This window comes from Paraburkholderia sp. JHI2823 (genome assembly GCF_038900695.1).
GTDB lineage: Bacteria > Pseudomonadota > Gammaproteobacteria > Burkholderiales > Burkholderiaceae > Paraburkholderia > Paraburkholderia mimosarum.
Genome location: NZ_JAYMRY010000029.1, coordinates 1 through 26,816, shown reverse-complemented (window position 1 = coordinate 26,816; position 26,816 = coordinate 1). Strand labels below are relative to the sequence as shown.

General features: G+C 65.8%; 24 protein-coding genes. 5 read left to right on the top strand and 19 right to left on the bottom strand.

Features of this window, described 5'->3' with window-relative positions; genetic code table 11:
• The first annotated feature begins 129 nt into the window (after positions 1-129).
• On the top strand, positions 130-333 hold the full coding sequence (locus VSR34_RS26145) for a DUF1289 domain-containing protein (protein ID WP_028211478.1): 204 nt from the start codon (positions 130-132) through the stop codon (positions 331-333).
• Between the two features lie 123 nt (positions 334-456).
• Here VSR34_RS26145 and VSR34_RS26140 read toward each other — a convergent pair whose 3' ends face one another.
• The 4 genes from VSR34_RS26140 to VSR34_RS26125 form a co-directional block, all read right to left on the bottom strand.
• Complete coding sequence (locus VSR34_RS26140) at positions 457-1,647, bottom strand: nitronate monooxygenase family protein (protein ID WP_028211477.1); 1,191 nt, start codon at positions 1,645-1,647, stop codon at positions 457-459.
• Positions 1,648-1,811: 164 nt separating this feature from the next.
• Positions 1,812-3,245, bottom strand: coding sequence for an aldehyde dehydrogenase family protein (locus VSR34_RS26135; RefSeq protein WP_342963987.1), 1,434 nt, complete (start codon positions 3,243-3,245; stop codon positions 1,812-1,814).
• 194 nt (positions 3,246-3,439) lie between these two features.
• Complete coding sequence (locus VSR34_RS26130; protein ID WP_028211475.1) at positions 3,440-5,032, bottom strand: ABC-F family ATPase; 1,593 nt, start codon at positions 5,030-5,032, stop codon at positions 3,440-3,442.
• A gap of 281 nt (positions 5,033-5,313) precedes the next feature.
• Entirely contained in the window at positions 5,314-6,213 is a 900-nt protein-coding gene (locus VSR34_RS26125; protein WP_051390875.1) for an NAD(P)-dependent oxidoreductase, read from the bottom strand.
• Positions 6,214-6,402: 189 nt separating this feature from the next.
• On the opposite strand from VSR34_RS26125, the gene VSR34_RS26120 reads away from it, so the two are divergent.
• The gene (locus tag VSR34_RS26120) at positions 6,403-6,612 is read left to right on the top strand and encodes a dodecin (RefSeq protein WP_028211473.1); all 210 of its coding nucleotides are present in this window, start codon (positions 6,403-6,405) and stop codon (positions 6,610-6,612) included.
• Between the two features lie 132 nt (positions 6,613-6,744).
• Here VSR34_RS26120 and VSR34_RS26115 read toward each other — a convergent pair whose 3' ends face one another.
• From VSR34_RS26115 to VSR34_RS26100, 4 genes are all read right to left on the bottom strand, one after another.
• On the bottom strand, positions 6,745-7,830 hold the full coding sequence (locus tag VSR34_RS26115; protein ID WP_028211472.1) for a BMP family ABC transporter substrate-binding protein: 1,086 nt from the start codon (positions 7,828-7,830) through the stop codon (positions 6,745-6,747).
• A 107-nt stretch (positions 7,831-7,937) separates the two neighbouring features.
• Positions 7,938-8,867 carry an ABC transporter permease gene (locus tag VSR34_RS26110; protein ID WP_028211471.1) on the bottom strand — a complete coding sequence of 310 codons (930 nt, stop codon included), beginning with the start codon at positions 8,865-8,867 and terminating at the stop codon, positions 7,938-7,940.
• Between the two features lie 38 nt (positions 8,868-8,905).
• A complete protein-coding gene (locus VSR34_RS26105) occupies positions 8,906-10,012 on the bottom strand; it encodes an ABC transporter permease (RefSeq protein WP_028211470.1) in 1,107 nt (368 codons plus the stop codon).
• Between the two features lie 80 nt (positions 10,013-10,092).
• Positions 10,093-11,697 carry an ABC transporter ATP-binding protein gene (locus tag VSR34_RS26100; RefSeq protein WP_238327764.1) on the bottom strand — a complete coding sequence of 535 codons (1,605 nt, stop codon included), beginning with the start codon at positions 11,695-11,697 and terminating at the stop codon, positions 10,093-10,095.
• 299 nt (positions 11,698-11,996) lie between these two features.
• Between VSR34_RS26100 and VSR34_RS26095 the strand changes: the two genes are divergently transcribed.
• On the top strand, positions 11,997-12,929 hold the full coding sequence (locus tag VSR34_RS26095) for a LysR substrate-binding domain-containing protein (RefSeq protein ID WP_028211467.1): 933 nt from the start codon (positions 11,997-11,999) through the stop codon (positions 12,927-12,929).
• A gap of 155 nt (positions 12,930-13,084) precedes the next feature.
• Here the strand turns inward: VSR34_RS26095 and VSR34_RS26090 are convergent, their stop codons facing one another.
• Positions 13,085-14,494 carry an 8-oxoguanine deaminase gene (locus VSR34_RS26090; protein WP_028211466.1) on the bottom strand — a complete coding sequence of 470 codons (1,410 nt, stop codon included), beginning with the start codon at positions 14,492-14,494 and terminating at the stop codon, positions 13,085-13,087.
• Between the two features lie 583 nt (positions 14,495-15,077).
• On the opposite strand from VSR34_RS26090, the gene uraH reads away from it, so the two are divergent.
• Positions 15,078-15,431: a hydroxyisourate hydrolase gene (gene uraH, locus VSR34_RS26085; RefSeq protein ID WP_342963986.1), complete on the top strand. Its 354-nt coding sequence runs from the start codon at positions 15,078-15,080 to the stop codon at positions 15,429-15,431.
• Positions 15,432-15,647: 216 nt separating this feature from the next.
• Positions 15,648-16,841, top strand: a complete 1,194-nt coding sequence (locus VSR34_RS26080) for a urate hydroxylase PuuD (protein WP_342963985.1) — start codon at positions 15,648-15,650, stop codon at positions 16,839-16,841.
• A gap of 505 nt (positions 16,842-17,346) precedes the next feature.
• Here the strand turns inward: VSR34_RS26080 and VSR34_RS26075 are convergent.
• From VSR34_RS26075 to VSR34_RS26030, 10 genes are all read right to left on the bottom strand, one after another.
• Positions 17,347-17,871 carry an ureidoglycolate lyase gene (locus tag VSR34_RS26075; protein ID WP_342963984.1) on the bottom strand — a complete coding sequence of 175 codons (525 nt, stop codon included), beginning with the start codon at positions 17,869-17,871 and terminating at the stop codon, positions 17,347-17,349.
• Positions 17,872-17,889: 18 nt separating this feature from the next.
• The gene (gene alc / locus VSR34_RS26070) at positions 17,890-18,900 is read right to left on the bottom strand and encodes an allantoicase (protein ID WP_342963983.1); all 1,011 of its coding nucleotides are present in this window, start codon (positions 18,898-18,900) and stop codon (positions 17,890-17,892) included.
• An 82-nt stretch (positions 18,901-18,982) separates the two neighbouring features.
• Positions 18,983-19,504 (bottom strand): 2-oxo-4-hydroxy-4-carboxy-5-ureidoimidazoline decarboxylase, encoded by a 522-nt coding sequence (gene uraD, locus VSR34_RS26065; protein ID WP_342963982.1) that lies wholly within the window; start codon positions 19,502-19,504, stop codon positions 18,983-18,985.
• On the bottom strand, positions 19,501-20,460 hold the full coding sequence (gene puuE, locus VSR34_RS26060) for an allantoinase PuuE (RefSeq protein WP_028231260.1): 960 nt from the start codon (positions 20,458-20,460) through the stop codon (positions 19,501-19,503). Before puuE ends, uraD begins: the two co-directional genes overlap by 4 nt.
• Before the next feature lie 240 nt (positions 20,461-20,700).
• Positions 20,701-21,489: an aspartate/glutamate racemase family protein gene (locus VSR34_RS26055; RefSeq protein WP_028211459.1), complete on the bottom strand. Its 789-nt coding sequence runs from the start codon at positions 21,487-21,489 to the stop codon at positions 20,701-20,703.
• Between the two features lie 37 nt (positions 21,490-21,526).
• On the bottom strand, positions 21,527-23,041 hold the full coding sequence (locus VSR34_RS26050) for an NCS1 family nucleobase:cation symporter-1 (RefSeq protein ID WP_042288886.1): 1,515 nt from the start codon (positions 23,039-23,041) through the stop codon (positions 21,527-21,529).
• 285 nt (positions 23,042-23,326) lie between these two features.
• Complete coding sequence (locus tag VSR34_RS26045) at positions 23,327-24,049, bottom strand: GntR family transcriptional regulator (RefSeq protein ID WP_028211458.1); 723 nt, start codon at positions 24,047-24,049, stop codon at positions 23,327-23,329.
• A 307-nt stretch (positions 24,050-24,356) separates the two neighbouring features.
• The gene (gene ldcA / locus VSR34_RS26040) at positions 24,357-25,283 is read right to left on the bottom strand and encodes a muramoyltetrapeptide carboxypeptidase (protein ID WP_028211457.1); all 927 of its coding nucleotides are present in this window, start codon (positions 25,281-25,283) and stop codon (positions 24,357-24,359) included.
• Between the two features lie 11 nt (positions 25,284-25,294).
• Complete coding sequence (tadA, locus tag VSR34_RS26035; protein ID WP_036045186.1) at positions 25,295-25,861, bottom strand: tRNA adenosine(34) deaminase TadA; 567 nt, start codon at positions 25,859-25,861, stop codon at positions 25,295-25,297.
• A 95-nt stretch (positions 25,862-25,956) separates the two neighbouring features.
• Positions 25,957-26,367: a DnaJ family domain-containing protein gene (locus VSR34_RS26030; protein WP_028211456.1), complete on the bottom strand. Its 411-nt coding sequence runs from the start codon at positions 26,365-26,367 to the stop codon at positions 25,957-25,959.
• Positions 26,368-26,816 lie beyond the last annotated feature (449 nt).

Genomic DNA, 26,816 nt, shown 5'->3' with positions numbered 1-26,816 from the left:
ATTCGTCATGCATCGTCGCGGCACGTCGAAAGTGAGCGCAGGGCTGCCTCGCCCCGTATCGGTTAACATAGCGGCGTTTCGTCCAGAAGCCGGCGCGCCGAGCGCATCGGCGCGCCCCAAGGCTCCTCAATGGCATCCAATCTCCACGACCTCCCCGACAGCCCCTGCATCGGCGTGTGCTCGACCCTCTTCGACGACATCTGCAAAGGCTGCGGCCGCACCGCTGGGGAAGTCTCCAACTGGGTGTTCCTGAGCGACGAGGAAAAACGCGCCGTGTGGGAGCGCATCGAGCGCGAAGGCACCGCCATGCGCTTCCAGAAAGACCGCGCCTGAAAGACAAAACGCCGGTCGAGCCGGCGTTCGGGAGAGAGTTGGCTTCCCCTTATCTGTTAGTCCGACCTCCGTGAGGCGTACCTGGCGTCAGGAGACGGGGTCCGACGCAGTTTCGACACGTGCTCAAGCCAGCGCAAAGGCCGCCCGCTGTGCGGCCGCAGGCCGCGCAACGCCCGTCAGGAGCAGCTCCAGCAGGTCACGGACGCTGCGGATCGCATTGCCGAACGGCAACGCCTCGCGGCCGCGGAAGAACAGGCCGTTCGACACGTCGCCGCGCAACGCCGCGGCAAGGCGCGTGTCGATGCAGAAGTGCCCGAACTTTTCGATGCCGTCGCGCAGCCCGCAAGCCGAAAGGCATTCGAGGCCCGTCGGGCACGCGAGCTTGAGCGAGCCGATCTTGGCGCGAATGCGCGATTCGTTGCGCAGGTAACGTTCGAGCCACGGCGTTTTGACGGCGCGCGCGGGCAGCCCCGTTACGCTCACGAACTCGACGATGTCTTCGGGCTTCGCATCGGCGAGCACACGCTTGAACTCGGGGTGAGCGTCGCCCTCCTCGGTCACGGCGAACGGCGTGCCCACCTGCACGCCGTTGGCGCCCGCCTCGAGCCACTTGCGCACCGCCTCGTGGCTGTTGATGCCGCCCGCCACGACGAGCGGCACGTCGCGCCGCGTAATGCCGAGCGTGGTGTACACGCCTTCGAGCTCCTCGAAAATCTGCGCGAACGCGAAGCGCCCGTTGCCCATGTCGGCAATGTCGGTCACGCCGAGGTGGCCGCCCGCGTGGGCGGGATGCTCGATCACGATGGCGTCGGGCAAGCGGCCCTTCTTCATCCACTTCTTGAGCACGAGCGCGACGCCGCGCGCATCGGAAAGGATCGGCACGAGCGCGATATCCACGCCCGCCGTGAGATCCGGCAGATCGAGCGGCAGGCCCGCACCCATCACGATGGCGTCGGCGCCATGCTCGCACGCGGCCTGCACGTAGTCGGCATGCGCGTTCACCGCCTTCATGACGTTCACGGCGATCATGCCGTTGCCGCCGGCAAGCTTGCGCGCCTGCGCGATCTCGCGGCCGAGCGCGATGAGGTTCGCGCGAGCGAGCGTTTCATGCCGCGGGTCGGCGCGGCACATGTCGATGAGGTCGCTGTGATGGTGGCGCAGGTCGATGCTCGCGATCGTGCCGAGCGCACCTTCGCGCGCGACACTGCCGGCCAGCCGGTGCGCCGAGATGCCGACGCCCATGCCGCCCTGCACGACTGGCAGGAGTTGACGGCCGCGGATCTGAAGCGGCGCGAAGGAGTGTGCAGGAAACATGTTGTGCTCTGTCGATGACAAAGCGCTTATGGTCGCGCGTACCCCATATATGACATTGACAAACATCAAGCAAAAAACGCGGACACCCGCAAGGGAATCCGCGTTCATGACTTTTATCAACACGTCGCACTAAAAGATTTGCGATGGCGCGACGAGATGCCTCATCAGGATTTCGGGACCTTGAATTGCATCGACTTGTATTCGAGGTACTCCTCCAGGCCATACGCGCCGTTCTCGCGGCCGTGTCCCGACTGCTTGAAGCCGCCGAACGGCGCGGCCATGTTCCAGGTGCCGCCGTTGATGTCGATCTGGCCCGTGCGGATGCGGCGCGCCACGCGCACCGCGCGCTCGTCGCTGCCGGCCCAGACCGCGCCGCCGAGGCCGTAGAGCGAGTCGTTGGCAATCGCCACGGCGTCGTCCTCGTCCTTCGCCGTGAGAATCGTGAGCACCGGCCCGAAGATCTCTTCCTGCGCGATGGCCGCATCGCGCGGTACCCGGCCGAATACGGTCGGCTTCACGAAGAAGCCCTGGGTCACGCCTTCCGGCATGCCGGGACCGCCCGTGACGAGCTCGGCGCCGTCGGCCAGGCCGCGCTCGATGTACTGCTGCACGCGCTGCTGCTGCGCTTTCGAGGCGAGCGGGCCCAGCTTCGCCTTCTCGTCGCGCGGATCGCCCACCGTGAACGCCTCGGCGGCCTGCTTCGCAAGGTCGCGCGCTTCTTCGTAGCGCGACTCGGGCACGATCATGCGCGTGTGCGCCGAGCAGGTTTGCCCCGAGTTGAGAAAGCACGCGGCCACCGTGCCCTTGACGGCGGCTGCAAGGTCCGCGTCGTCGAGCACGACGGCGGCCGACTTGCCACCCAGTTCCAGCGCCACGCGCTTGACGGTGGCCGACGCCACTTCCGACACGCGCTTGCCCGCGCGCGTCGAGCCCGTGAACGACACCATGTCGACGTCAGGATGGCGTGCGAGGAGTTCGCCGACCACCGGGCCATAGCCCGTCACCAGGTTGAACACGCCTGCGGGCAGGCCGGCTTCGTGAATCGCCTCGGCGAGCACGAACGCGTTGAGCGGCGCGATCTCCGAAGGCTTGAGCACGACGGTGCAGCCTGCGGCGAGCGCCGCGGCGACCTTCAGCGTGATCTGGTTGAGCGGATAGTTCCACGGCGTGATGGCCGCGACGACGCCCACCGGCTCGCGCACGACGAGCGAATTGCCGACGCGCTCCTCGTACTGGAACGCGCTCGCGAGCTTCGCATAAGCGCCCCAGTTGTACACGGGGCCGCCCACCTGAATGGCGCGCGCGAGCTTGAGCGGCATGCCTACTTCGCCTGCGATGATTTGCGCGAGTTCGTCGGTGCGGGCCTTGAGGTTGTCGGCGATTTTCTGCAGCAAGGCCCCGCGCTCGGCCGCGGGCGTCGCCGCCCAGCCGTCGAAGGCGGCGCGCGCGGCGGCGACGGCCGCCTCGGCGTCGGCTTCGACGCCTTCGGGAATGCGGCCCATGACCGCTTCGGTGCCCGAGTCGATCACGTCGATCGTGCCCTTGCCGTGCGGCGCGACCCATTGGCCGTTGATGTAGAACTGCGTGTAGTGGTTCATGGGCTTCTGTCTCCGTATTCGTGTTCAGCGTTCGCAGTTTCAGCGCGGTCTTGCCGCGGCGATCCTGCATTCTAGCGTGGTTGACGCTTACGTAAAGCCGATAGAAACACGCACCGCCTGGCCTCAAGAACAAAACGGGCGACGCTCACGCGCCGCCCGTTTTCGTTTCACGCCTCGATCAGGCCGATCGAAACTCAATGCAAGCCCTGGCTCGCCAGGAAATCCTCGTAGTTGCCGCTGTAGTCCTTGATCGTACCGTCCGTCCTCACCTCGATGATGCGGTTGGCGAGACCGTTCACGAACTCGCGGTCGTGGGACACGAACACGAGCGTGCCCTCGAACTTTTCGAGCGCGATCTGCAGCGATTCGATCGATTCCATGTCCATGTGGTTCGTGGGCTCGTCCATGAGCAGCACATTGTGGCGGCCGAGCATCAGCTTGCCCCAGATCATGCGACCCTTCTCGCCGCCCGACAGCACCTTGACCGACTTGCGGATGTCGTCCGCGTTGAAGAGCAGACGACCCAGCGTGCCGCGCACCGACTGCTCGTCGTCGCCTTCCTGGCGGTACTGGTCGATCCACTCCATCAGCGTGACGTCGTTCGGGAACTCTTCGTACGTGTCCTGCGGCATGTAGCCCACGTTCGCGTTCTCGGCCCACTTCACCGAGCCGTTATCGAGCGGCAGGTTGCCCAGCAGCGAACGCAGCAGCGTGGTCTTGCCCGCGCCGTTCTCGCCGATGATCGCGATACGCTCGCCCGGCTGGACGCTGATGCTGAATTTGTTGAAGATGCGGCGCTCGTACGTCTTCGTGATCTCTTCCGCGACCACGGCGATGTTGTGCAGCTTCTTCTCGAACTCGAAGCGGATGAACGGGTTCTGGCGCGACGAGGGCTTGAATTCCTCGATCTTGATCTTGTCGATCATCTTCAGGCGGCTGGTGGCCTGACGCGCCTTCGACTTGTTGGCCGAGAAGCGGCGCACGAAGTCCTGCAGGTCGGCCACGCGCTCCTTCGCCTTCTGGTTCGCGGCCTGCTGGCGCTCGCGCGCCTGCGCCGACGCCAGCATGTAGTCGTCGTAGTTGCCCGGCCAGACCTTGAGCGTGCCGTAGTCCATGTCCGCCATGTGCGTGCAGACCTGGTTCAGGAAGTGGCGATCGTGGGAAATGATGATCATCGTCGAGTTGTACTCGTTCAGAACATCTTCCAGCCAGCGGATCGAGTTGATGTCGAGGTTGTTGGTCGGTTCGTCGAGCAGCAGCACGTCCGGCTTCGAGAACAGCGCCTGCGCGAGCAGCACGCGCAGCTTCCAGCCCGGCGCCACGCCGCTCATCGGGCCATTGTGGAATTCCGTGCCGATGCCGATGCCGAGCAGCAGTTCGCCCGCACGCGCTTCGGCTGTGTAGCCGTCGTATTCGGCGAACTTCGCCTCCAGCTCGGCGGCGTGCATGTAGTCGTCGTCCGTCGCTTCGGGGTTCGCATAGATCGCGTCGCGCTCGGTCATCGCGGCCCACATCTCGGTGTGGCCCATCATGACGACGTCGAGCACACGCACGTCTTCGTACGCGAACTGGTCCTGGCGCAGCTTGCCCAGACGCACGTTCGGTTCGAGGATCACGTTGCCCGAGCTCTGCTCGAGGTCGCCGCCCAGGATCTTCATGAACGTGGACTTGCCGCAACCGTTCGCGCCGATCAGGCCATAGCGGTTGCCTTCGCCGAATTTGACCGAGATATTCTCGAACAAGGGCTTCGGCCCGAATTGCATGGTGATGTTGGCGGTAGAGAGCACAGCGCGTCCCGGTAAGTAGATCGACGAAAAACCTGTAATTTTAGCAGGTTATGCCACTTCACGCGCAAGTTCCAGCCGCATGAGGACCATGCAATGACCAGCAATAAGGGCCGCACGGCGGTACCTCGCGAGCACCGGCACGGCGCGCGAAACCGGTGCGGATCGCATAAGCGCGAAGGGCCCCGCCTCGCGAGCGTGACACAGCAAGCGGCGCCGAATGAGGCCGGCTCAGCGGCGTTCGTTACAACCGGGGCCGCATCGCCCGCTGCGACTCGATGGCCTCAGGCCTCGCCTTTGCGAGGCGTCTGCAGCACGTCGATGAAACCTGAGAAGTCGGCCTGGGCAAGACCCATCGCTGCCGCGAGACGCAGCAATTGCTGGACCGTGCCGGAGACGGGCATCGGCGTGCCGGTTTGCGCGGCGGCCGCGGCGACCGTGTCTACGTCTTTCTGGAATGTCTTGAGCGCGCCGATGGGCTCGAGCCCGTCCTGCGTCATGCGCGGCACGAACGTGCGCAAGAGCGTCGAATCGGCCCAGCCGCCCGCGAGCGCCTCGGGCAGCTTCGCCGCGTCGATGCCGCTGCGGCGCGCAAGGCTGACTGCCTCGGCAATCGCGGCGACCGTGGCCGTGACGATCGCCTGGTTGCACAGCTTCGTGGTCTGGCCCGCGCCGGCGGCGCCCATATGCGTGACGCGCGCTGCGTAGGCGGAAAGGATCGGCGTGACGGCATCGACGTCCGCCATGGCACCGCCCGCCATGACCGCTAGCGTGCCGTTCTGCGCGCCCGCCACGCCGCCCGACACCGGGGCGTCGATCCAGCCTACGCCATATGCCGCCGCGCGCTCGGCGAGCCTGCGCGTCGCGTCGGGCGGGATGCTCGAATGATCGACGATACGACGCACGCGCACGCCTTTGCCGGGGGCATCGGTCAGCAGGCCCTCTTCGCCGAAAACCACGGATTCGACGGCTGCCGCATCCGCGACGCAAAGCAGCACCACATCGGCGGCGCGCGCGAGTTCGGCGGGCGTCGCGGCCACCTGCGCGCCTTCGGCAACCAACGCCTCGGCCTTCGCCGGCGTGCGATTCCACACGCGAACCGCGTGCCCCGCGCGTAGCAAATGGCGGATCATCGGCGCCCCCATCAGTCCCGGTCCGCAAAAGCCCAATACCTGCTCGTCCATCTTTTTCGTCTCCTGCCTCGTCTGCTCCAATCGTCGCGCGCCTCGTCGCAAGCGCACGGCGAGGCCCGACTTCGTGCGAGGCGCCATGATAACCGGCCCCGGACACGGCCATGTTGCGTCCGGATCGTGGCGCGTTACCTATACTCGATTGACGCGCCCTAGCCGCGCGGCCTCCGAGGAGACACTGCCATGAGCGACCACGTCTACAAGCAGATCGAGCTTACCGGCTCGTCCACGGTATCCAGCGACGACGCGATCCGCTGCGCCATTGCGCGCGCGTCGAAGACGCTGCGCTACCTGCACTGGTTCGAAGTCGTGGAAACGCGCGGACTGATCGAAAACGACCAGATCTCGCACTGGCAGGTCACGATCAAGGTCGGCATCCGCATCGACGACTGAAGGCGGCCCGAAAGCAAAACGGCTGCGCGTTGCCCGTGAGGCTCGCGCAGCCGCGTTGCGTGCAGACGCTGCAATCATCCGACGAAGAGACTCGCGCCGCGCCGGCAGGCGGCGCGAGCGCCGGAGACACGCTTACTTCGGCAGCGAGCCGTCGACGCCTTCGACGTACCAGTTCAGGCGCTGCAGTTCCGGATCGGTCAGCGTCTTGCCGGCCGGCACCTTCACCGCGCCCGTCTGGTCCTTGATCGGGCCCGTGAAGACGTCCCACTTGCCGCCCGCGATCGCTTCGCGCTTCGCGGCGACGGCCTTTTGCGCATCGGCCGAAAGCTCGCTCGTGTTGACGTCGCCGAGATCGACGGCTTTTTGCGGGATGCCCCACCACACGGGATCGTTCTTCCACTTGCCGTCCAGCACCTGCTGGATCGCGGCGACGTAATAGACGCCCCAGTTCGCTTCGACCGAGCCGAGATGCGCGTGCGGACCGAACTTCTTCATGTTCGAATCCCAGCCGAACGCGTGGACCTTCTTCTCTTCGGCGGTGGCGAGCGTGGCGCTCGAATCGGTGTTTTGCAGCAGCACGTCGGCGCCCTGGCCGATCAGCGTTTCGGCGGCCTGCTTCTCCTTGCCCGGATCGAACCAGCTATTGATCCAGATGACCTTGGTGTGCACCTTCGGGTTCACCGAGCGCGCGCCGAGCGTGTACGCGTTGATGTTGCGCACCACCTCGGGAATCGGCACCGACGCCACGAAGCCGAGCGTGTTGGTCTTCGTCGCGTAGCCTGCCGCGACGCCCGCGAGATACGCGCCCTGATACATGCGCACGTCGTAGGTGCCGAAGTTCGGCGCCTTCTTGTAGCCCGTGGCGTGCAGGAACACGGTGTCCGGGAAGTCCTTCGCGACCTTCAGCTGAAAGTCCTGATAGCCGAAGCTCGTGCCGAAGATGATCTTGTTGCCCTTGCTGGCGAGATCACGGAACACGCGCTCCGAATCCGCCGATTCCGGCACGTTTTCCACGCGCGTGATCTTGATCCTGTTGCCGAACTTCTGCTCGGCGGCCTTCGACCCCTGATCGTGCGCGAAGGTCCAGCCGGCATCGCCCGGATTGCCGAGATAGACGAACGCGACGCCCGGCGCGTCGGCGGCCTGGGCCGCGGGCACGAGGGCCGCCATGCCGCACGTGGCGGCGACGGCGAAAGCGGTCAGGATGGTTTTTTTCATCGAGGATTCTCCTGTCGTGGATGGGATAACTGCGAGCGTTCGACGCGTGTTGGTCAGCATTGCGGATGACGTCCGTCGCTCAGGCGGCCCCACCTGGGCGGCGCCACCTAGGCGGCCCCAAAGAACGGTTTGCCGAGCGAGGCCGGCGCGTTCAGGCGGATCGTGTTCGGATTGCGCGAAATGAGCACGAGCACGACGATCGTCGCGACGTACGGCAGCATGGCAAGAAACTGCGTGGGCACCGGCACCCCCACGGCCTGCGCGTAAAACTGCGCGCCCGTGACCGCGCCGAAGAGCAGCGCGCCGATCAGCAGGCGCCCCGGCCGCCACGTCGCGAACACCACGAGCGCGAGCGCGATCCAGCCGCGCCCCGCCGTGATCTGCTCCTGCCACAAATGCAGCTGCACGACCGAGTAGTAGCTGCCCGCGAGGCCGGCCATCGCGCCGCCGAAGGCCGTTGCGCCATAGCGCACGCCGATCACGGGAAAGCCCACCGAATGCGCGACTTGCGGCGACTCGCCCACCGAGCGCAGCACGAGTCCGGCGCGCGTGCGATAGAGGAACCACGCGACCACGGCGAACATGATGAACGCGAGGTAATCGACGGGCGTGAGGCTGAAGAACGCCTGCCCGACCACGGGCAGTTGCGAGAGCCCCGGAATCGGCCACGCTGCGATGGTGGCCGACGCGGCGGCCGAGGTATAGGGCTTGCCCACGTATGCCGAAAGCCCGACGCCGAAGATCGTGAGCGAGAGTCCCGTGGCAACCTGGTTGGCGAGCATGGTGAGGACGAGAAAGCCGAACAGCAACGACATCACGACGCCCGCCGCCATGCCCGCGAGCAGACCGAGCCACGGACTGCCCGTAATCGTCGTGACCGCGTAGCCCGTAACGGCGCCCATCAGCATCATGCCTTCCACGCCGAGATTGAGGACGCCCGACTTCTCGGTCACGAGCTCGCCCACGCCCGCGAACATGAGCGGGATGGCGGCAGTGACGGCGCTCGATGCGAGCGAGCTGGCTTGCTGGATATCCATGTCGTTAGACCCGTGTCGTTTTTCTCTGGATGGGCTGGTCAGTTCGCGGCGGCGACCGGATGGCGGCGGCGCACGCGATAGTTCACGAAGAGGTCCGCGCCGAGCAGGCAGAACAGCAGCAGCCCCTGGAACACCCCGGAAAGCGCCTGCGGCAATTGCAGCGAAGTCTGCACGGCTTCGCCGCCCAGATAGAGCAGCGCCATCAACAGGCTCGCGAGCACGATGCCGACCGGATGCAGACGCCCCACGAACACGACGATGATCGCCGTGAAACCGTAGCCCGGCGACCACGTCGCCTGCAGCTGGCCGATGGGACCGGCAATCTCGCCCATGCCCGCGAGACCCGCGAGCCCCCCGGAAAGCAGCAGCGATGTCCAGATCGTCTTTTTCTCCGAGAAGCCCGCGTAGCGCGCGGCGAGCGGCGCGAGCCCGCCCACGCTCATGCGATAGCCCGCGAAGCTGCGGCGCATGAAGAGCCAGACGAGCGGAATCGCCGCGAGCGTGAGGAAAATCGATGCGTTCAGCCGCGTGCCGCGCAGCCAGTGGATGCGCCAGTCGCCGCCGAAGGTCGGATAAAGTGCGTCGCCGCTGAACATTTCGGAGAGCGGAAAGTTCATGCCGTTCGGATCGCGCCATGGGCCGCTCACGAGCCAGATCAGCAACTGCGTGGCGACATAGGTGAGCATCAGGCTCGTGAGAATTTCGTTGGTGTTGAAACGGCTCTTGAGCCAGGCGGGAATCGCCGCCCAGGCCATGCCGCCCAGCACGCCCGCGAGCATCATGAGGAACAGGATCCACCAGCCCGTTGCTTGATCGAAGTAGATCGCCACGCCGCTCGCCGCGATGCCGCCCAGCACCATTTGCCCTTCCGCGCCGATGTTCCAGACGTTGGCGCGATAGCCCGCCGCGAGACCGAGCGCGATCAGGCACAAGGGCGAGGCCTTGAGCAACAGTTCGGACCACCCATTGATGGTCGAAAGCGGCTCGATGAAGAACGCGTGCATTGCCTGCACGGGATCGCGGCCCACGAGGCCGAAGATCAGGAAGCCGATGGCGAGCGTCAGCAGCGCCGCGATCAACGGCACGGCGATGCGCACCGTGCGTGACGGCGTCGTGCGGGCTTCGAGTCGGTACGGGAGGATCATGGTGAAGAAGTGGGTGATCAGTCTCGGGGTGGATGTTGCGCGCGCCCCGTGTGGCTGGAGCGCGTTGTTGCGGCCGCGCGTCAGGCGTTCGCTACGGTCTGCGCCGGGGGCTCGCCGTCCGGGCGGCCACCGCCGTCGCCATGATTGGCGCGCTCCCCGAAGAGGCCCGCCATCCAGCGGCCAATTTCTTCGGCGTTCGTCTCGCCTGTCAAACGCGCGGGAGAAAGGCGCCCGCCCGCGAGCACCGCAATGCGATCGCAGATGTCGAAGAGTTCTTCCAGTTCCTCCGAGATCACGAGTATCGCCACGCCGCGCGCCGAAAGATCGAGCAGTTGTTGGCGGATGAAGGCCGCCGCGCCCACGTCCACGCCCCACGTGGGCTGCGCGACCACGAGCACCTTCGGCGCCTGGAGAATTTCGCGCCCTACGATGTACTTCTGCAGGTTGCCGCCCGAGAGGCTTTGCGCGAGCGCATCGGGACCGCCGCAGCGCACGTCGAACGCGCCGATGCAACGCTCGGCGAACGCGCGCATCGCGCCGGTCCTGAGCCACCCGGAACGCACCATCCCTTCGCGATGCGCCGTGAGCAAGGCGTTTTCGGCAAGCGACATGGCCGGCACCGCGCCACGCCCAAGCCGCTCTTCCGGCACGAACGCAAAACCGAGCTTGCGACGCGCGCCCGCCGAAAGGCGTCCCGCGGGCTTGCCGCAAATCTTGACCGTATCGGCTGGCGCGCCGTGGCGGCTCGCCTGCGCCTCGCCGGAGAGCGCGGCGAGCAATTCCGCCTGGCCGTTGCCCGAAACCCCCGCAATGCCGAGGATTTCGCCCGCATGCACGCCGAACGAAACGTCGGCGAGCGACGTGCCGAACGGATCGTCGCTCGGCATCGACAGATGCTTGACTTCGAGCAGCACGTCGCCGGGCGTGTGGGCGCGGCGCGTGTAGTCGGGCAGCTCGCGTCCGACCATCAGCCGCGCGAGCGACGCATGCGTCTCCTCGCGAGGAATCACGTTGCCCGTGACCTTGCCGCCGCGCAGCACGGTGGCCGTGTCGCACAGCTCCTGGATCTCATCGAGCTTGTGGCTGATATAGAGAATGCTGCAGCCTTCCGATGCGAGGCGGCGCAGCGTGCCGAACAGCTTGCGCACCGCCTGCGGCGTGAGCACCGAAGTCGGCTCGTCCATGATCAGAAGACGCGGGTTCTGCAGCAGGCAGCGCACGATCTCCACACGCTGACGCTCGCCCACCGTGAGGCTGTGCACATGGCGCTGCGGATCGATGTCGAGGCCGTATTGCACCGACACCTCGCGAATGCGCTTGCCGAGCGTTTTCAGGTCGAACGGCTCGTCGAGCGAGAGCGCGATGTTCTCGCCCACCGTCAGCGTTTCGAACAACGAAAAATGCTGGAACACCATGCCGATGCCGAGCTTGCGCGCCGCGGCCGGACTCGCGATTTCGACGGCCTCGCCTTCCCAGCGGATCTCGCCCGCGTCCGGCCGCACCGCGCCGTAGACGATCTTCATGAGCGTGCTCTTGCCCGCGCCGTTCTCGCCGAGCAAGGCGTGGATCTCTCCAGGCGCGACCGAGAGCGTGACGTCGTCGTTCGCGCGCACCGCCGGGTACTGCTTCGTGATGCCGGCAAGCGCGAGGCGCGGCACGCCCGGGGCTCGCACGTCGTCATGCATGCCCGTTGCCTGACGTGAAGGAGAATCGCCCATGAAAGTTCCGCCGTTGTCCGTTATTGCTGCCTGAAAGCCGTTTGAATCGTGCTGCCTCGCACGGGCGTCGTGCACCGCCGCGCGGGGGTGACGATACCTGTTAGCCCAGCCAACGTCGAGCCGACAAAATTCGCCGTTGCCGCGGCGAGTGCCGCGCTGCGCAGCCCGCTCGGGATAAGCCTCGCTTGACGCCACTTTTTGTCCATATTAAAAACGATATACCCCCAAGCCTTATCGATCAGCCCGAACATATAATCGGAGAATTCATGAGTCAGCAACGCGAGGCGATCGACACTTACCTCTTGCGCGTCTTGCACACGCTCCTGATGGAGCGCAGCGTGACACGCGCCGCCGTCAAGCTCAATCAGTCCCAGCCCGCCATCAGCGCGGCGCTGCGGCGCCTGCGCGACATCACGGGCGACCCGCTCCTCGTGCGCGGCAAGTCCGGCATGGTGCCGACCGAGTATGGCCTGCGCCTGCTCGAACCCGTACAGAACGCGCTGCGCGAGATCGAGCGCATCCGCTTCCAGCAGCACAATTTCGATCCGGCCACGTCCATCCGCTGTTACCGGATCGGCTGCCCCGACTATCTGAACGTCCTGTTCGTGCCGACCGTCGTCGAGCGCTTTCGCCAGGCCGCGCCCAACGCGACGCTCGAATTCCACTCGCTCGGCCCCGCGTTCGACTACGAACTCGCGCTCGAGGAAGGCAAGCTCGATATCGTCATCGGCAACTGGCCCGAGCCGCCGGAGCAGTTGCACCTCTCGAACCTGTTCGTCGACCAGATCGTCTGCCTGATGAGCAATACGCACCCGTTCGCCAAGCGCGGCGCGCTCACGCTCGACCAGTACCTCAACGCGCCGCACCTCGCGCCCACGCCCTATTCCGTGGGCCAGCGCGGCGCCATCGACGTGCACCTCGCGCGCGAGCGCCTCAAGCGCCACGTGGTCGTCACGCTGCCGTACTTCAATCTCGCGCCCTACGTGCTCATCAAGTCGGACCTGATCTTCACGACCACGCGCCTCTTCGCCGACCACTATGCGCGCTTCCTGCCGCTCACGGTCGTGCCCGCGCCGCTCGACTTCCCGCCGATGCAGTACTACCAGTTGTGGCACGAACGCTGTCATTACTCGGACGAAGTGCGCTGGTTGCGCGGCCTCGTCGCCGAAGCGACGAAAACGCTGATCGACAAGCCTTGAGGACCACGGCCGCGCGTTGCAGCGGCCGCCTGAGCCTATCCGACAGTCCCGTGCGCCGCGCGGCGGCGAGCGTCCTGGCGCGCCGCCGCTGCGTTTTGTTCCCGCCTGATCCCGCCTGATCCCGCCTGATCCCGCCTGATCCCGCTAGCCCGCCTTCAGCGCGCCATTTGCACGAGTTGGGCCGCGAGCCGGTTGTGCCGCTCGATCACCGGCCCGAGCTCCACCGTCTGCAACACGCCGTCTTTCACGACGACGCGCCCGCCGATCACGCTCAACGCCACCTGCGAAGGCGCGCAAAACACGAGCGCTGCAACCGGGTCGTGCAGCGCCCCCGCGAAGAGCGGCTGGCGCAGGTCGAAAGCCACGAAGTCGGCCGCCATGCCGGGTGCGAGTGCGCCGATGTCATCGCGGCCGAGCACCCGCGCGCCGCCCAGCGTGGCGATTTCGAGCGCCTCGCGCGCCGTCATCGCATCCGGGCCGAAGCCCACGCGCGCGAGCAGCATCGCCTGGCGCGCTTCGGCCACCATCTGCGCGCCGTCGTTCGACGCCGAGCCATCCACGCCGAGCCCCACCGGCACGCCCGCGAGCCGCATCTTCTTCACGGGCGCGATACCCGATGCAAGCCGCATGTTCGAGCAGGGGCAATGCGCGACGCCCGTGCCGGTGCGGCCAAACAGGCCGATGCCGTGGTCGTCGAGCTGCACGCAGTGCGCATGCCACACGTCGCGCCCTACCCAGCCGAGGTCCTCGGCGTATTCTGCGGGCGTCATGCCGAACTTTTCGCGGCTGTATGCAATGTCGTTGGCATTCTCGGCAAGGTGCGTATGCATCGACACGCCGTAATGCCGCGCGAGCACCGCCGATTCGCGCATCAAGTCGCGGCTCACCGAAAACGGCGAGCACGGCGCCACCACGATGCGCAGCATCGCGTACCGGCCCTCGTCGTGCCAGGTCTCGATGAGGCGTTGTGTATCGGCGAGAATCGCGTCCTCGCACTCGACCACGGAATCGGGCGGCAGACCGCCGTCCTTGCGGCCGACGCTCATGCTGCCGCGGCTCGCGTGAAAACGCATGCCGATGCGTTGCGCCGCGCGAATGCTGTCGTCGAGCCGGCTGCCGTTCGGGTAGATGTACAGATGATCGCTGGACGTCGTGCAGCCCGAGAGCAGCAGTTCCGCCATCGCCGTGAGCGTGGAGACTTCGATCATCTCGGGCGTGAGGTTCGCCCACACCCGGTAGAGATTCGTGAGCCAGCCGAACAGCTCGGCATCCTGCGCCGCGGGCACGGCCCGCGTGAGGCTCTGGTACATGTGGTGATGCGTGTTGACGAGCCCGGGCGTCACGAGATGGCCGCTCGCGTCGATGACCTCGTCGGCCGTGGCGGGCAGTTCGGCCGTCGGGCCCACGGCGACGATGCGGTTGCCTTCGGCGTAGATGCCGCCGCCGCGGATCTCGCGGCGGGCGCCGTCCATCGTCACCAGCATGTCGGCGTTCTTCACCAGCAACGTCTTTGCCCGGCGTTGCGGGTCTTGCGGATCCTGCCCTTGCGCGAGTGTGCGTTCCATCGTCCTTGATCGCTCCGTTGTCGTGCCAACGCGAGCCATTTTCACTCGATTTGGCTCGCGCGCGGCGTATGAACCCGACGCCCTCGCCGCGCCCGCCGGCACCGCCGGTCGCCCAGGCTCCCGTGCCGACGCGTCCCGGGAAGAACGCCGCTGGCCCGGTTACCCGGCGTCCACCGCCGTCTTCGGGACGCGCAGCACGCGCTGCGCATGGCCTCAACGATCCGTAGCCAAAATAGTCGTGGCAATTCTCGCCGCTGCGATACCCACCTTTACGCAGAACATATAAAGGTCGATTTTTGACGTCGCTACGATGCCTGCATGGCGCGTGCAAATGCGGGGAGCAATGCGAAGCACACCGAGGCAGCACCCAGGGCGCACCCTCATGCGCGACGCTTTATCTTTCCTATCGCTCGCGCGCGCCGGTTGCGATCGTTCTTAAAATGCGTTCACGGCGCTCGGTTCGATCCGCCGACGGGTATGTAGCCACTGACGTGGAGCCTCGATCCGCCGCAATGCATCATGGGATCGAGAGCCGCCGCTGAAACCTCGCAATCGCACCAGGCACTCACAAGGAAAACTGCGAATGGGCAAGCTGACTACCCACGTGCTCGACACCGCCAACGGCCGTCCGGGCGCGGGCATCAAGGTCGAGCTCTTTGCGCTCTCGGGCGACGCGCGACGCGCGCTCAAGACCGTCACCACCAATCACGACGGCCGCTGCGACGCACCGCTGCTGGAAGGCGAAGCGCTCGCGAAAGGCGAATACGAACTCGTGTTCCATGCGGGCGACTATTTCGCCGCGCTCGGCGCGAACCTGCCCGAGCCGCGCTTCGTAGACCGCGTCGTGCTGCGTTTCGGCATCGCCGACACCGGCTCGCACTACCACGTGCCGCTGCTCGTTTCGCCGTGGTCGTACAGCACCTATCGGGGCAGCTGACCGATCTACGGGCGCACGGCACGACGAGCAATCACAGGGCATGCCGGGCGATCATCAAGCCTGATTCATCGAGCCCGCCAAGGTCATACGAACAACAACGGTAGCGCGCCAGCGCACGGGTCGCCCAGCGGCCGCGGGCTGCGCGACGCGCTCATACCCCGCAGTTAGCGCAAGCGCCAGGGCGCGCGCGCATCGCATCAGGAGTGGAGGCGTTTCATGGAAGGCTTTATTACCGACTGGCTGAACCTCGCGTTGCGCTGGTTCCACGTCATCGCGGCGATCGCCTGGATTGGCGAGTCGTTCTATTTCGTCGCGCTCGACAACAGCCTCAAACCGCCAACGGACCCGAACCAGCGCCGCCGCGGCGTGTTCGGCGAGCTGTGGCACGTGCATGGCGGCGGCTTCTACAACATGCAGAAGTACACCGTCGCGCCGCCCGAAATGCCCGACGACCTGCACTGGTCGAAGTGGCCGTCGTACACGACATGGCTCTCGGGCGCGTCGCTCTTCACGGTGCTCTACCTCATGGCGCCGAACACGTATCTGATCGACAAGAACGTGCTCGACATGGGGCCCGTGGTGGCGATCTTCGCGGCGCTCGGCTTCCTCGCCGCAGGCTGGATCGTCTACGACTCGCTGTGCCGCCTGCTCGGCACGCGGGACAAGCTGCTCGGCGTATGCGTGGGCGTCTACGTCGTGATCGCCGCCTACCTCGCATGCCACATCTTCTCGGGCCGCGCCGCGTATCTCATCATGGGCGCAATGCTCGCGACGATCATGTCGGCCAACGTGTTCTTCGTCATCATCCCCGGCCAGCGCAAGATGGTCGCGGCGATGCTTAAGGGCGAAGTGCCGAACCCGATCTACGGCAAGCGCGGCAAGCAGCGTTCGGTGCACAACACGTATTTCACGTTGCCCGTGGTGTTCGCCATGCTCTCCAACCACTACGCGATGACCTATGCCCACGCCTGGAACTGGGCCGTGCTCGTGGTGATCATGCTGGCCGGCGCGCTGATTCGCCAGTTCTTCGTGATGCGTCACCGCGGCCAGCAGCTGTGGTATCTGCCGATCGGCGGCGTGGCGCTGATGTTCGTCGCGCTGGTGTGGACGCTGCCCCGCCCGGTCGTGCCGCAGGCCGAAGCGGCCAACGCACCGTCGCTCAAGGTGGCCGACATCCAGCCGATCCTGCAGCAGCGCTGCGCGGCTTGCCACTCGGCCCACCCGACTATGATGGGCGCGGCACCCGCCGGCGTGATGTTCGATACGCCCGACGAGATCTCGCAGAACGCCCAGCGGCTGTATCAGCAGGCCGTGACGCTCAAGGCGATGCCGCTTGGCAACGTCACGCACATGACCGACGATGAGCGCATGAAAATTGCCGCCTGGTTCCAGGGCGGAGCGAAGCAGTGATGTAGATGGCCGCGCGCGGAGCGAATCGCGCTGCGTGGGCTCTGAGATGAGCGGAGGGACCCGAAGTGCGATGCGCTTCGGGTCCTTTCTCTTTTTGCGGCGTCTGCGTCGCGTGGATCGCGTGGATCGCGCGGCAAATCGCAGGCCTGCACCGGGCTCCCGGTGAAATCGGGTGTCCGGCCACGAGATGCAACGAAGGCGAAAGCGTGCGCCCTTCAAGCAGGTGTTGCGCAAGGCATTGACTCGTAGCGAGCGCACGCTCTGCACGAGGACAGATCGTGATCCCAGCGGCAACCTCTTGGGGTGCACACCCGCGCGACCACTTCACTGACTCAGCCCGAACAAGGCATCCAGGCGCCTCATCCTCCCATGAAGCGCAGTGCGAGCAGCGCTACGACAAAGCTGCCCTACGCCCTACGCACCCGCCGCTGCGCTTCGCACGCCGAACGCAAAAAAGCCACGGTCCCAACCGTGGCTCCTTCGTACTGCTGCATAACTTCGCGACTCAGCGCATCGCAGCCTTCATCGCCTCTTGCGTCAACCAGAGCGACTCCGGCAAATCCTGCTCGTTGAGGTTGAGCCCGTCGCCGCCGCGATCGACGACGATGAAATCGCTCACCTCCCCCAACGCGATCAGCGGATGATGCCAAACGCCCTTCGCGTAGTTCACGCCCTGCCAGCCGCGCGAAACGAATGCGCGAATCTTCGTGACGTCCAGCTCGCCCGCCGGGGCGACCACCACGAGATACGGCTTGTCGTTGAGCGGCACGAACGCCTGGCTGCCCAGCGGATGCCGCTCGAGCATCCTCACTTCGAACGGCAGCTCGCGCGGCTGCCCGCGAAAGAGGTTCACGAGCGGTCGTCCGCCCTCGTCCGTGACGTCGATCTTCGCGAGATCGTGAAAACGGATCGTCGTGCCGAGATTGATCGGGATCTGCTTCGCGCCCGCGAGCTCGATCACGTCGCCGAACGGCGCGAATGCCTCGCTCGTCAGCGGTTCGATGGTGAGCGTGGTCCTGGTTTCACTCATGGTGGCCTCGTCAGCAAATCACGCGAGCGTGCCCCACAGACGCACGCGCGACACGCCGCCGTCCGGGATGATGTTGAAGCGCACGTGCGTAACAGGGCCGAGCGCCGCGAGCTCGCTTTCGTAGTAGTGCTGCTTGTCCATCTGCAGCTTCTGCTCGTCCAGCAGCATCGGCCAGAACATCGCCTGGGTCACGAGCGAGCTGTCCGTGCCGCCCGTCACGCGCGCCGCCTGGAACGAGCATCGGTCGGGGTAGTTGCCCTTGAAGTGCGCCGTGTCCACTTCGATCTTCCTGATGATGCCCGGCTGCGCGAGCGCGATGATCGCCCAGTCGTTGCCAGGCTCGCGGCGGCGGCGCGTTTCCCAGCCGTCGCCCATGTTCACGCCGCGGCCCGGCATGAGCAGCGTGGAAGCGAGGCCGAAGTGCTGGTTGTTCGCCGCTACGAGGTACGCGCCGTTTTCCATCGCGGCGAGGTCGAAGAGTTCGGTGCGGCTCGCGCCCGCCCAGTCCACCTGCGGCTGGCCATACACGCGCAGGCGCGCGATGCCGCCATCGGGATAGATGTTCACGCGCAGGTGCGTGTACGGCTTCTCGCTCGACACTTCCACGTAGTGATGGCTGTTGCCGTTGAGCGAAGTCGAAGGAACGATTTCCGTCCATTGCGTCGCGGCGCCGGGTGCGCCTTCGGCCACGTACGCACCTTCCACCGATGCCGCCGGCGGGTAGTTGCCCGTGAAGTGGCTCGTATCGATGTCGAGGCCCTTGATGACGCCGGGGCGCGCGAGCTTCACGACGCACCAGTCATACCCGGTCGTGCGCTTGCGACGCGTTTCCCAGCCGTCCATCCACTTGCCGTGCTCGTCGTACTTGCCCGGAATGAAGACGGCCGGCTCCGGACTGAGCATGCGCTCCTTAGGCGCGAAGAAGTCGTCGCTCGCCTCTAGCGCCTGCGCGCCCAGACGCGGGTCCGCGAGATTCACGAAACGACGCGTGAAATCAGGCGCATTGGGGTCGAGAGTCGGGAGTGCCATCGTTGTCTTCCTTCATGTCTTTTATGCAGGTCAAAAACGGCGCTGCGCCCTCGCGCGAAAAACCGGGGGGCGCATCGCCACGTCACGCGTCGATCAGTTCATTCAGCCTGAATCGCGCAATGCGGTAAATCTGGTCGAGGCTCGCGCGCATCTCATCCGCGCGGCTGTTGTTCATGCGTGTCTCGAAATTCGCGATGATGCCGTGGCGGTCATAGCCGCGCACCGCGAGAATGAATGGGAATCCGAACTTCTCGCGATACGCGCCGTTGAGCGCGAGCAGCTTGTCGAATTCTTCCTGCGTACACTGGTCAAGGCCCGCGCCGCTCTGCTCGCGAGTGGATTCGGCGGTCAGCTCGCCGCGCACGGCGGCCTTGCCCGCAAGCTCCGGGTGGGCGTTGATGAGCGCGAGCTGTTTTGCTTCGCCCGAAGTTTCCACGGCCTGCGACATCGTGCGATGCAACGCGTCGATGCTCGCAAACGGACGCTGTTGCGCGGCCGCGGCGGCTACCCAGGGCGAGTGCTCGAAGATGCCCGAAAGCGCCGCCACGAAGGCATCGGTCGAAGCTTGATTGAGCTGGTCGAGGGTGTAGTGCATGGCCTTCATGCGGCGGCCCCGCGGTGGTCGTTCTGCTGCGGTTGATAGGGGTGATGTTCGCGCCAGTGATGCGCGATGTCCACGCGGCGCGTGACCCACACGTGCTCGTGTTTTTCGATGTGGTCGAGAAAGCGCTGCAGTGCGCGAAAGCGCCCGGGGCGTCCGAGCAGGCGGCAGTGCATGCCGATCGACATCATCTTCGGCGCTTCGTCGCCTTCCTCATACAGCACGTCGAATGCGTCGCGCAGGTATGTGAAAAAGTGGTCCGCCGTGTTGAAGCCTTGCGGCGTGGCGAACCGCATGTCGTTCGTATCGAGCGTGTAAGGCACGATCAGTTGCGGCATGGTCTTGCCGCCCGTGACTTCCACGTCCATCCAGAACGGCAGGTCGTCGCCGTAGTAGTCGGAGTCGTAAAGGAAGCCGCCGTATTCGGCGACCAGCCTGTGTGTATTCGGACTGTCGCGGCCCGTGTACCAGCCGAGCGGACGCACGCCCGTCACGCGCTCGATCGCTTCCATGCCAAGCCTCATGTGCTCGGCTTCCCGTGCGGGCGACGCGTCCTGGTAGTGAATCCAGCGATAGCCATGACAGGCGATCTCGTGACCCAGTTCGACGAACGCGCGCGCGACCTCGGGGTGACGCTCGATCGCCATGCCCACGCCGAACACGGTGAGCGGCAGGCCGCGCTTCTCGAACTCGCGCAGGATGCGCCATACGCCGGCTCGCGAGCCGTATTCGTAGATCGACTCCATGCTCATGTGGCGCGCCGGATAAGCAGCGGCGCCCACGATCTCGGAGAGGAATTGCTCGGAGGCGGGGTCGCCATGGAGCACGCAGTTTTCGCCGCCCTCTTCATAGTTGAGCACGAACTGCACCGCGACGCGCGCCCGGCCGGGCCAGTTGGCCTGCACGGGATGGCGGCCATAACCGATCAGATCGCGGGGATAGTGGGGATCGAGTGGCATGCTGGTCGAATCAATCGAAGAGAGGATGAACCGGAAATTCCGCGCAACGGCGAGGCGCCGCGAAGCGCACGAGGCACGGCGCAACGTCCGCGCAGCCTGCTGACAGGACTGGACCAGTGTAGCGAAATCACCGGTACGCGCCCATACGCACGCCCGGATAGTACGGGTCAAGCGAGGTGTATGTGCCGGCCAGCCGGTCGTGGGACCGGCCGGCCGCGCCGGCCTGCACGCGTTGCGCGTTTACCCGTAACGCAGCGGCCGCACCGGCGGCGGCGTTTCCGTGACAGGCGCAGGCGTGCCGGGGCTGAAGCGCGCGAAGTCGCCGTCGTAGCGCTTGGCGAGCGGCCGCGCGAAGTCGCCGCGCTTGGCCGTCGTGAGGCGCAGCGCGACCAGCGCCTCCACCCACTTCACGGCGGCCGTCACGCCGTCGATCACCGGCACGCCCAACGCCTCCTCCACTTGCGCACACAAGCTCGTCATCCCCGCGCAGCCGAGCACGATCGCGTCGGCGCCGTCTTCTTCGAGCGCGCGGCGGCACTCGTCGACGATCGCACGGCGCGCAGCCGAGCCCGGCTCATCGAGTTCGAGCACGGCGACGTCGATGGCGCGAACGTTGCGGCAAAAGCGCGTCATGCCATAGCGCTCCGCAAGATGCCAGGCCATTGCACGTGTGCGCGAGAGCGTCGTGACGACCGAGAAGCCCGGCGCCAGCACGCTCGCTGCATGCATCGCGGCTTCGGCGATGCCGACCACCGGGCCGCGCGCCAGTTCGCGCGCCGCGTAGAGGCCCGGGTCGCCGAAGCACGCGATGACGTAGCCGTCGAAGCCTTCGCGCTCGCCCGCCTCCACTTCGGCGAGCAGGCCGGGGGTCGCGAGCGCCTCGTCGTAATAGCCTTCGATCGATGGCGGGCCCATCGTCGGGCTCACCGCCACGAGCTCGGTGCCCGGTGCGATGATCGCGCGCGCGCACTGCTCCATCGCGGCGGTCATGCGCTGGGTGGTATTGGGATTGATCAGTTTGATACGCATGTCGGTTCCTTCGTCGATGCCCGATATCGCATGCCGCTCATGCGTTGGCGCGAGCGCGCTCGCCGAAGGTCGCGGCGCGATAGAACAACGCCCCGAGCGCCGCGCCGACGAACCACGAGAAGTTGGCGGCACCGCTGAACGAAGGCACCATGACGCAAAGAACCGCAATCACCGCGGCGGGCAGCAGCGCCGCCACCGCGCGCCAGTTCACGCCGTTGCGGTACCAGTACGCGCCATTCGGCGACACCGTGTAGAGGTCGTCCACGGCAAGACGGCCGCGCTTCACGAGATAGAAGTCGACGATCAGGACACCGTACAAAGGCCCGATGAACGCGCCGAGCACGTCGAGCGTGTAGTGGATCACAGCCGGATTGTTGAAGAGGTTCCAGGGCGTGATGAAGATCGACGCCACGGCGGCGAGCATGCCGCCCGCGCGCCAGCTGATCAGGCGCGGCGCCACGTTGGAAAAGTCGAACGCGGGCGAGACGAAGTTCGCGACGATGTTGATGCCGATGGTCGCAATCGTGAACGTGAGCGCGCCGAGAATCACGGCGGTGGGATGATCGATGCGGCCCACCGTCTCCACCGGATCGGTAATCAGTTCTCCGAATACAGGCAGCGTGGCAGAAGTCGTGATGACCGTGACGAGCGAGAACGCGAGGAAGTTGACCGGCAGCCCCCAGAAGTTGCCCCTGTGGACGCTCTTGAGCGACTTGCCATAGCGCGAGAAGTCGCCGAAATTGAGCATCGGCCCGGAGAAATACGACACCACGAGCGAGATCGCGGTGATCATCACTGGAATCACTTCGGCACCGTGATACTTCACGCCGCCGAGATTCAGGCCGATGTTCTGCCAGCCCGCGCGATACACCATATAGCCCGCGAGCGCGAACATCACCACATAAACCGCGGGCCCCGCGAAGTCGATGAACTTCTTGATGGTCTCCATGCCGTTCCAGAACACGAACGCCTGAAGCACCCAGAGCGTCATGAAGCCGGCCCAGCCGATCGCCGAAAGCCCGAGCATGCCGTGCTTGTGGACATCGGCGTACGGCATCAGTTGCGGGACGAACTTCAGCACGACGATGACGAGCGCGCTCGAAGCGAGATAGGTCTGGATGCCGTACCACGCCACGGCGATCAGGCCGCGGATCACGGCGGGAACGTTCGCGCCGAGCACGCCGAAAGTGCCGCGGCACGCCACCGGATAGGGCACGCCGTGCCGCTGGCTCGGCCTTGCGATGAGGTTGCAGAGCACGTTGACTATGGAGATGCCGACGAGCAGCGCAATGAGTACCTGCCAGCTCGTGAGGCCGAGCGCGAAGAGACTGCCCGCGAACACATAGCCGCCGACGCTGTGCACGTCGGACATCCAGAACGCGAAGATGTTGTACGCGCCCCAGGTCTGTTCCTTGAGAGGCGCGAGGTCGTGATTGTAGAGCCGCTCGCTGTAGCCGGCCGGCAAGCGCGGGTGGTCCGCGGACTCGCTGCTTTCGGGGGATTCGAAGTTGGGCACTGCCGGGCTGCCTGGTGATGCGCTGAACTGAGCCATGATCCGCTCCTTGGGATGGATACGCCGACGGAAAAAAGACGCCTGAACGCCTCGAAACGCGTGCGAACCGGCGCTGGGCGCGGCCGCCGCGATATCCCCGAATGGTCCAGCCTGCGGCTCTCACTGCGCCGGTCGCCGCTTGCGCGCGCCCTTGCAACACCGTGCCTGCCCAGGCCGTGCGCATGCCGTGCATGCGCCCCACTCCATCCTTTTCAGCCGCGGCGGGCCTCGTCGTGGCCCGCCGCGCTTTACTGCAATTCGCTTTCTTGCCGGCCTCGCGGCCGATCAGCGTGCGAGTGCCGTTGGCTCACGCGTGCTGAACACTTCCTGCAGATCCACCGATGCGCCCGCCGGGCGGTCGAGCATGCGGAGCTCGACGCCTTGCAAATGGCGCACCATGAGATCGACCGCCTTCTTCTCGTCGCCGGCTTCGAGCGCGGCCAGAATCGCTTCGTGATCGTCGAACGAACAAGGGCTGCGTCCCGGCGATTCGTAGAGCGCCGAAATGAGCGTCGAGCGCGCCACGAGGCCGTTCAGGCAATCGCACAGCACCGTGTTGCCCGTAAGCGTGGCGAGCGACGTGTGGAACTCGCCCGAGAGCCGAATCCACGTGGGGAAGTCGCGACTCTCGAAGGCTTTGCGCTCACGCCGGATCGTCTCGCCGATGCTCTTCAGGCGACGGTTGCCGTGCTGTGCGCTGCAGATGCGCCCCACCACGGCCAACTCGATGATCCGCCGCATTTCGAACACCTCGTGCACTTCCTGCAGCGATGGGCTCGCGACGAACGCACCGCGATTGGGCTCCAGGTCCACGAGATGGTCCTTCGCCAGCAGCGCGAGCGCCTGCCGGATCGGGCCGCGCTTCACGCCGAATACTTCGCACAACTGCGCTTCTGTCAACTTCGCGCCGGGCGGCAGCCGGTGCTCGAGAATCGCAGCGCGGATTCGCGCGGCGACCGTCTCGGGCTTCATGCCAGTTGCTTCGGCGGCGATATCGGTCTTTCGCATGGCTCATATCTCTATGTTGGGTATCCTAGATTGGACATAAATATTGTCAACAATTTTATCGGCGAACCTGGGGAAGATCCCCACGGACGCTTTGGCCTACAGATGCCTCGTATCGGTGAATGCCGCTTCATATCTGGGAATTGAGCACCCGCATGGTGATTCGACGCCCCAATTTGGCCGAGTTTTTTGTCAACAATTTCCCGCGACGGCTTCGCTACTTGCACAGGTCGATCGCGGGCAGACTTGGCCGTTAGTTGCACGAATCTCAATGAAAAAAGCGCCCGAAAGCGCTTGAACCTGCCTGCAATCAACCCAGATGCGGATAGCCGCTGACGGTCAACTCGAAGCCGTGCGGCGTGGAAATCAACTGCCCGGGCGCGCCCATCGGCAGCGTGACCATATCCGGAATATGGCCGAATGGCAGGCCCGTAATCACCGGGATGCCGGCCACGGCGCGCACCTGCTCGACCATTTCGCGCAGATCGTAGCCGTTGTCGTAGTCGAATTCCTTGTGGCCCGAGAAATCGCCGAGGATGAGCGCCTGCTGGCGCGCAAGGATACCGGCCAGGTGCAGCTGATAAATCATCCGTTCGATGCGGAAAGGCTGCTCGTTGACGTCCTCGACGAACAGGATGCCGCCTTCGACCACCGGCATATAGGGCGTGCCGATCAGCGAAGTCAGTACGGCCAGATTGCCGCCCCAAAGGGTGCCCGATACGTTCGTCGAATGCGTCTGGGGCGCCTTCACCTTCAGCGTGTACGTCGGCCTGGATAGCGTCTCCCAAAAATGATGCATCGTGAACTTGCTGACACTCTCCGCGCCAAAGTCGCTCACGAGCATCGGGCCGCCGAAAGTCGTCAGCCCGGCGCGCGCGAGCAGCGCGAGCTGGATGGCAGTGAAGTCGCTATGCCCCACGAACGCGATGGGCTGATCGGTCAAGCGCCGCTGCAGCCCTTCGTAGTCGAGACCGTGAAGGATGCGCACCGCGCCATAGCCGCCGCGCACGGCGAGCACGATGTCGGGCAGGTCGCGCGACGGGTCGGCGAGCCGGTTCAACTCCGCGGCGCGCTGGCCGTCAGTCCCGGCGAAGCGCTGATAGCGCCGTTCCGTAGCCTGCACGCCATCGACGCGATGGCCCTGCGCCCGCAACCGCGCAAGCGCACGATGCACCGCATCGGAATCGTTCGGATAACCGGAAGGTGCAATCAGGTCGATGGTGCGATGAATGGTCATGTGAATGCGATTCAGCCCGGAGATTCGTCCGCACCGGCGGCACCGGTGCGCGTCAGCGCTTCCTCGGCCTGCGCGCGCGCCGCCCGGCGCGCCTCGCGGCTCGCGCGGCGGCGCTCGGCGAAGAACGCGCGCAGCGCCTCGCCGCACTCGTCCGCCAGCACGCCGCCCGTAACGTTCGTATGATGATTCAGTTGCTCGTTGGCAAAAGCATCGACCACGCTGCCGCACGCGCCCGTTTTCGGGTCGTGGGCGCCGAACACCACCCGCGCGATGCGCGCATGCATGATCGCGCCGGCGCACATCAGGCACGGTTCAAGGGTCACATAGAGTTCGCAGCCGGGCAAGCGGTAGTTACCCAGCGCCTGAGCGCCTGCGCGCAGGGCTGCCATTTCGGCGTGCGCGGAAGGATCGTGCGCGCTGATCGGATGATTGAAGCCCGAGGCGATGACTTTGTCGCCGCACACGAGCACTGCGCCTACGGGCACTTCGCCGGCTGCGCGCGCCTCATCGGCGGCGGCCTGCGCGAGGCGCATGAAATGGCGGTCGCGTGTGCCGCAATCGGGCTGGGGCGTGGCCAGGGATGCATCGGCGGGAACCGAGTCATCCGACGAGGCCGCCGCGTGTGCCTCATTGCGCTCGCTTTGCGGCGCCTCGGGCGGGACGCGCGTGCCCGTCACGCCGCCCCCGCCGCCAGCCCCGGGGACACGGGCTCGCCGGCAACGCGCTCGGACAGGCGCTCCGCAATGCGGCGGCGGTATTCCTGCGGCACGACCATGGGCCCGCCGCGCAGCGATTCGAGCGCCATGTCGAGCGCGAGCATGCGAGCGCGCAGACGGCAACGCGCGGCCTTGTCACCCACAGTGGCGAATTCGTCCTCGAGGTCGCGCAAGGCTCGCAGCTGTTCGACTGCGGGCGGCACGAACCCCGCGTTCTTCAGGATGCGGTGGGCTATGCGCACTTCTTCGGGCACGAGCAGGTCGTCGTCGAGTTCCAGCGGCGCCCCGGCGCCGGGCAGGTCGTCGAGTTCGCCGCGCGCGGCTGCGGCGGCAATCCGTTGTTCGACGAGAGCATCAAGCAATTTCATCAGCGATCCACTACGTTGCGGCTCACGCATTCTATCAGGGTAAGACCTGGAAGACCGCGCGCGCCGGGCGGGCGCGTCGCCAATCGATCACACCTTGACAGACGGGCAAACGATGCGGGATGAATGAGCGCACACAGAAAACAGGGATTCGTCCGATGACACACGCGGCGGTCGAGGCGTAGGGTGAGGTCACCCGCTGGGGCCCTCCCCTGGTTCGCTCTTTTCTTCGCCCTCCATGATGAAACGACGCCCCTCGTCCAAACGACCGACCGCGCGCCGGCTCGGCCTCGCCGCCCTGTGTTGCCTGCTGGCCGTGAGCCTTTCCGGCTGCGGTCTGTTCTGTGGAGCAGTTGGCGGCAGCGGCGGCGGAACTGCCGGCGGTTGTCGTGCGGGCATGCGGTTTTGACAGAGGAATGCGAAAGCGCCGCGGGTCTGCACGGATCGTATCG

What these genes read in the sequence shown, in the direction of transcription:
- VSR34_RS26145 (WP_028211478.1), top strand. Translation starts at nt 130, where the DNA reads ATGGCATCCAATCTCCACGACCTCCCCGACAGCCCCTGCATCGGCGTG.
- VSR34_RS26140 (WP_028211477.1), bottom strand. Translation starts at nt 1,647, where the DNA reads ATGTTTCCTGCACACTCCTTCGCGCCGCTTCAGATCCGCGGCCGTCAA.
- VSR34_RS26135 (WP_342963987.1), bottom strand. Translation starts at nt 3,245, where the DNA reads ATGAACCACTACACGCAGTTCTACATCAACGGCCAATGGGTCGCGCCG.
- VSR34_RS26125 (WP_051390875.1), bottom strand. Translation starts at nt 6,213, where the DNA reads ATGGACGAGCAGGTATTGGGCTTTTGCGGACCGGGACTGATGGGGGCG.
- VSR34_RS26120 (WP_028211473.1), top strand. Translation starts at nt 6,403, where the DNA reads ATGAGCGACCACGTCTACAAGCAGATCGAGCTTACCGGCTCGTCCACG.
- VSR34_RS26115 (WP_028211472.1), bottom strand. Translation starts at nt 7,830, where the DNA reads ATGAAAAAAACCATCCTGACCGCTTTCGCCGTCGCCGCCACGTGCGGC.
- VSR34_RS26110 (WP_028211471.1), bottom strand. Translation starts at nt 8,867, where the DNA reads ATGGATATCCAGCAAGCCAGCTCGCTCGCATCGAGCGCCGTCACTGCC.
- VSR34_RS26105 (WP_028211470.1), bottom strand. Translation starts at nt 10,012, where the DNA reads ATGATCCTCCCGTACCGACTCGAAGCCCGCACGACGCCGTCACGCACG.
- VSR34_RS26100 (WP_238327764.1), bottom strand. Translation starts at nt 11,697, where the DNA reads ATGCATGACGACGTGCGAGCCCCGGGCGTGCCGCGCCTCGCGCTTGCC.
- VSR34_RS26095 (WP_028211467.1), top strand. Translation starts at nt 11,997, where the DNA reads ATGAGTCAGCAACGCGAGGCGATCGACACTTACCTCTTGCGCGTCTTG.
- VSR34_RS26090 (WP_028211466.1), bottom strand. Translation starts at nt 14,494, where the DNA reads ATGGAACGCACACTCGCGCAAGGGCAGGATCCGCAAGACCCGCAACGC.
- uraH (WP_342963986.1), top strand. Translation starts at nt 15,078, where the DNA reads ATGGGCAAGCTGACTACCCACGTGCTCGACACCGCCAACGGCCGTCCG.
- VSR34_RS26080 (WP_342963985.1), top strand. Translation starts at nt 15,648, where the DNA reads ATGGAAGGCTTTATTACCGACTGGCTGAACCTCGCGTTGCGCTGGTTC.
- VSR34_RS26075 (WP_342963984.1), bottom strand. Translation starts at nt 17,871, where the DNA reads ATGAGTGAAACCAGGACCACGCTCACCATCGAACCGCTGACGAGCGAG.
- alc (WP_342963983.1), bottom strand. Translation starts at nt 18,900, where the DNA reads ATGGCACTCCCGACTCTCGACCCCAATGCGCCTGATTTCACGCGTCGT.
- uraD (WP_342963982.1), bottom strand. Translation starts at nt 19,504, where the DNA reads ATGAAGGCCATGCACTACACCCTCGACCAGCTCAATCAAGCTTCGACC.
- puuE (WP_028231260.1), bottom strand. Translation starts at nt 20,460, where the DNA reads ATGCCACTCGATCCCCACTATCCCCGCGATCTGATCGGTTATGGCCGC.
- VSR34_RS26055 (WP_028211459.1), bottom strand. Translation starts at nt 21,489, where the DNA reads ATGCGTATCAAACTGATCAATCCCAATACCACCCAGCGCATGACCGCC.
- VSR34_RS26050 (WP_042288886.1), bottom strand. Translation starts at nt 23,041, where the DNA reads ATGGCTCAGTTCAGCGCATCACCAGGCAGCCCGGCAGTGCCCAACTTC.
- VSR34_RS26045 (WP_028211458.1), bottom strand. Translation starts at nt 24,049, where the DNA reads ATGCGAAAGACCGATATCGCCGCCGAAGCAACTGGCATGAAGCCCGAG.
- ldcA (WP_028211457.1), bottom strand. Translation starts at nt 25,283, where the DNA reads ATGACCATTCATCGCACCATCGACCTGATTGCACCTTCCGGTTATCCG.
- VSR34_RS26030 (WP_028211456.1), bottom strand. Translation starts at nt 26,367, where the DNA reads ATGAAATTGCTTGATGCTCTCGTCGAACAACGGATTGCCGCCGCAGCC.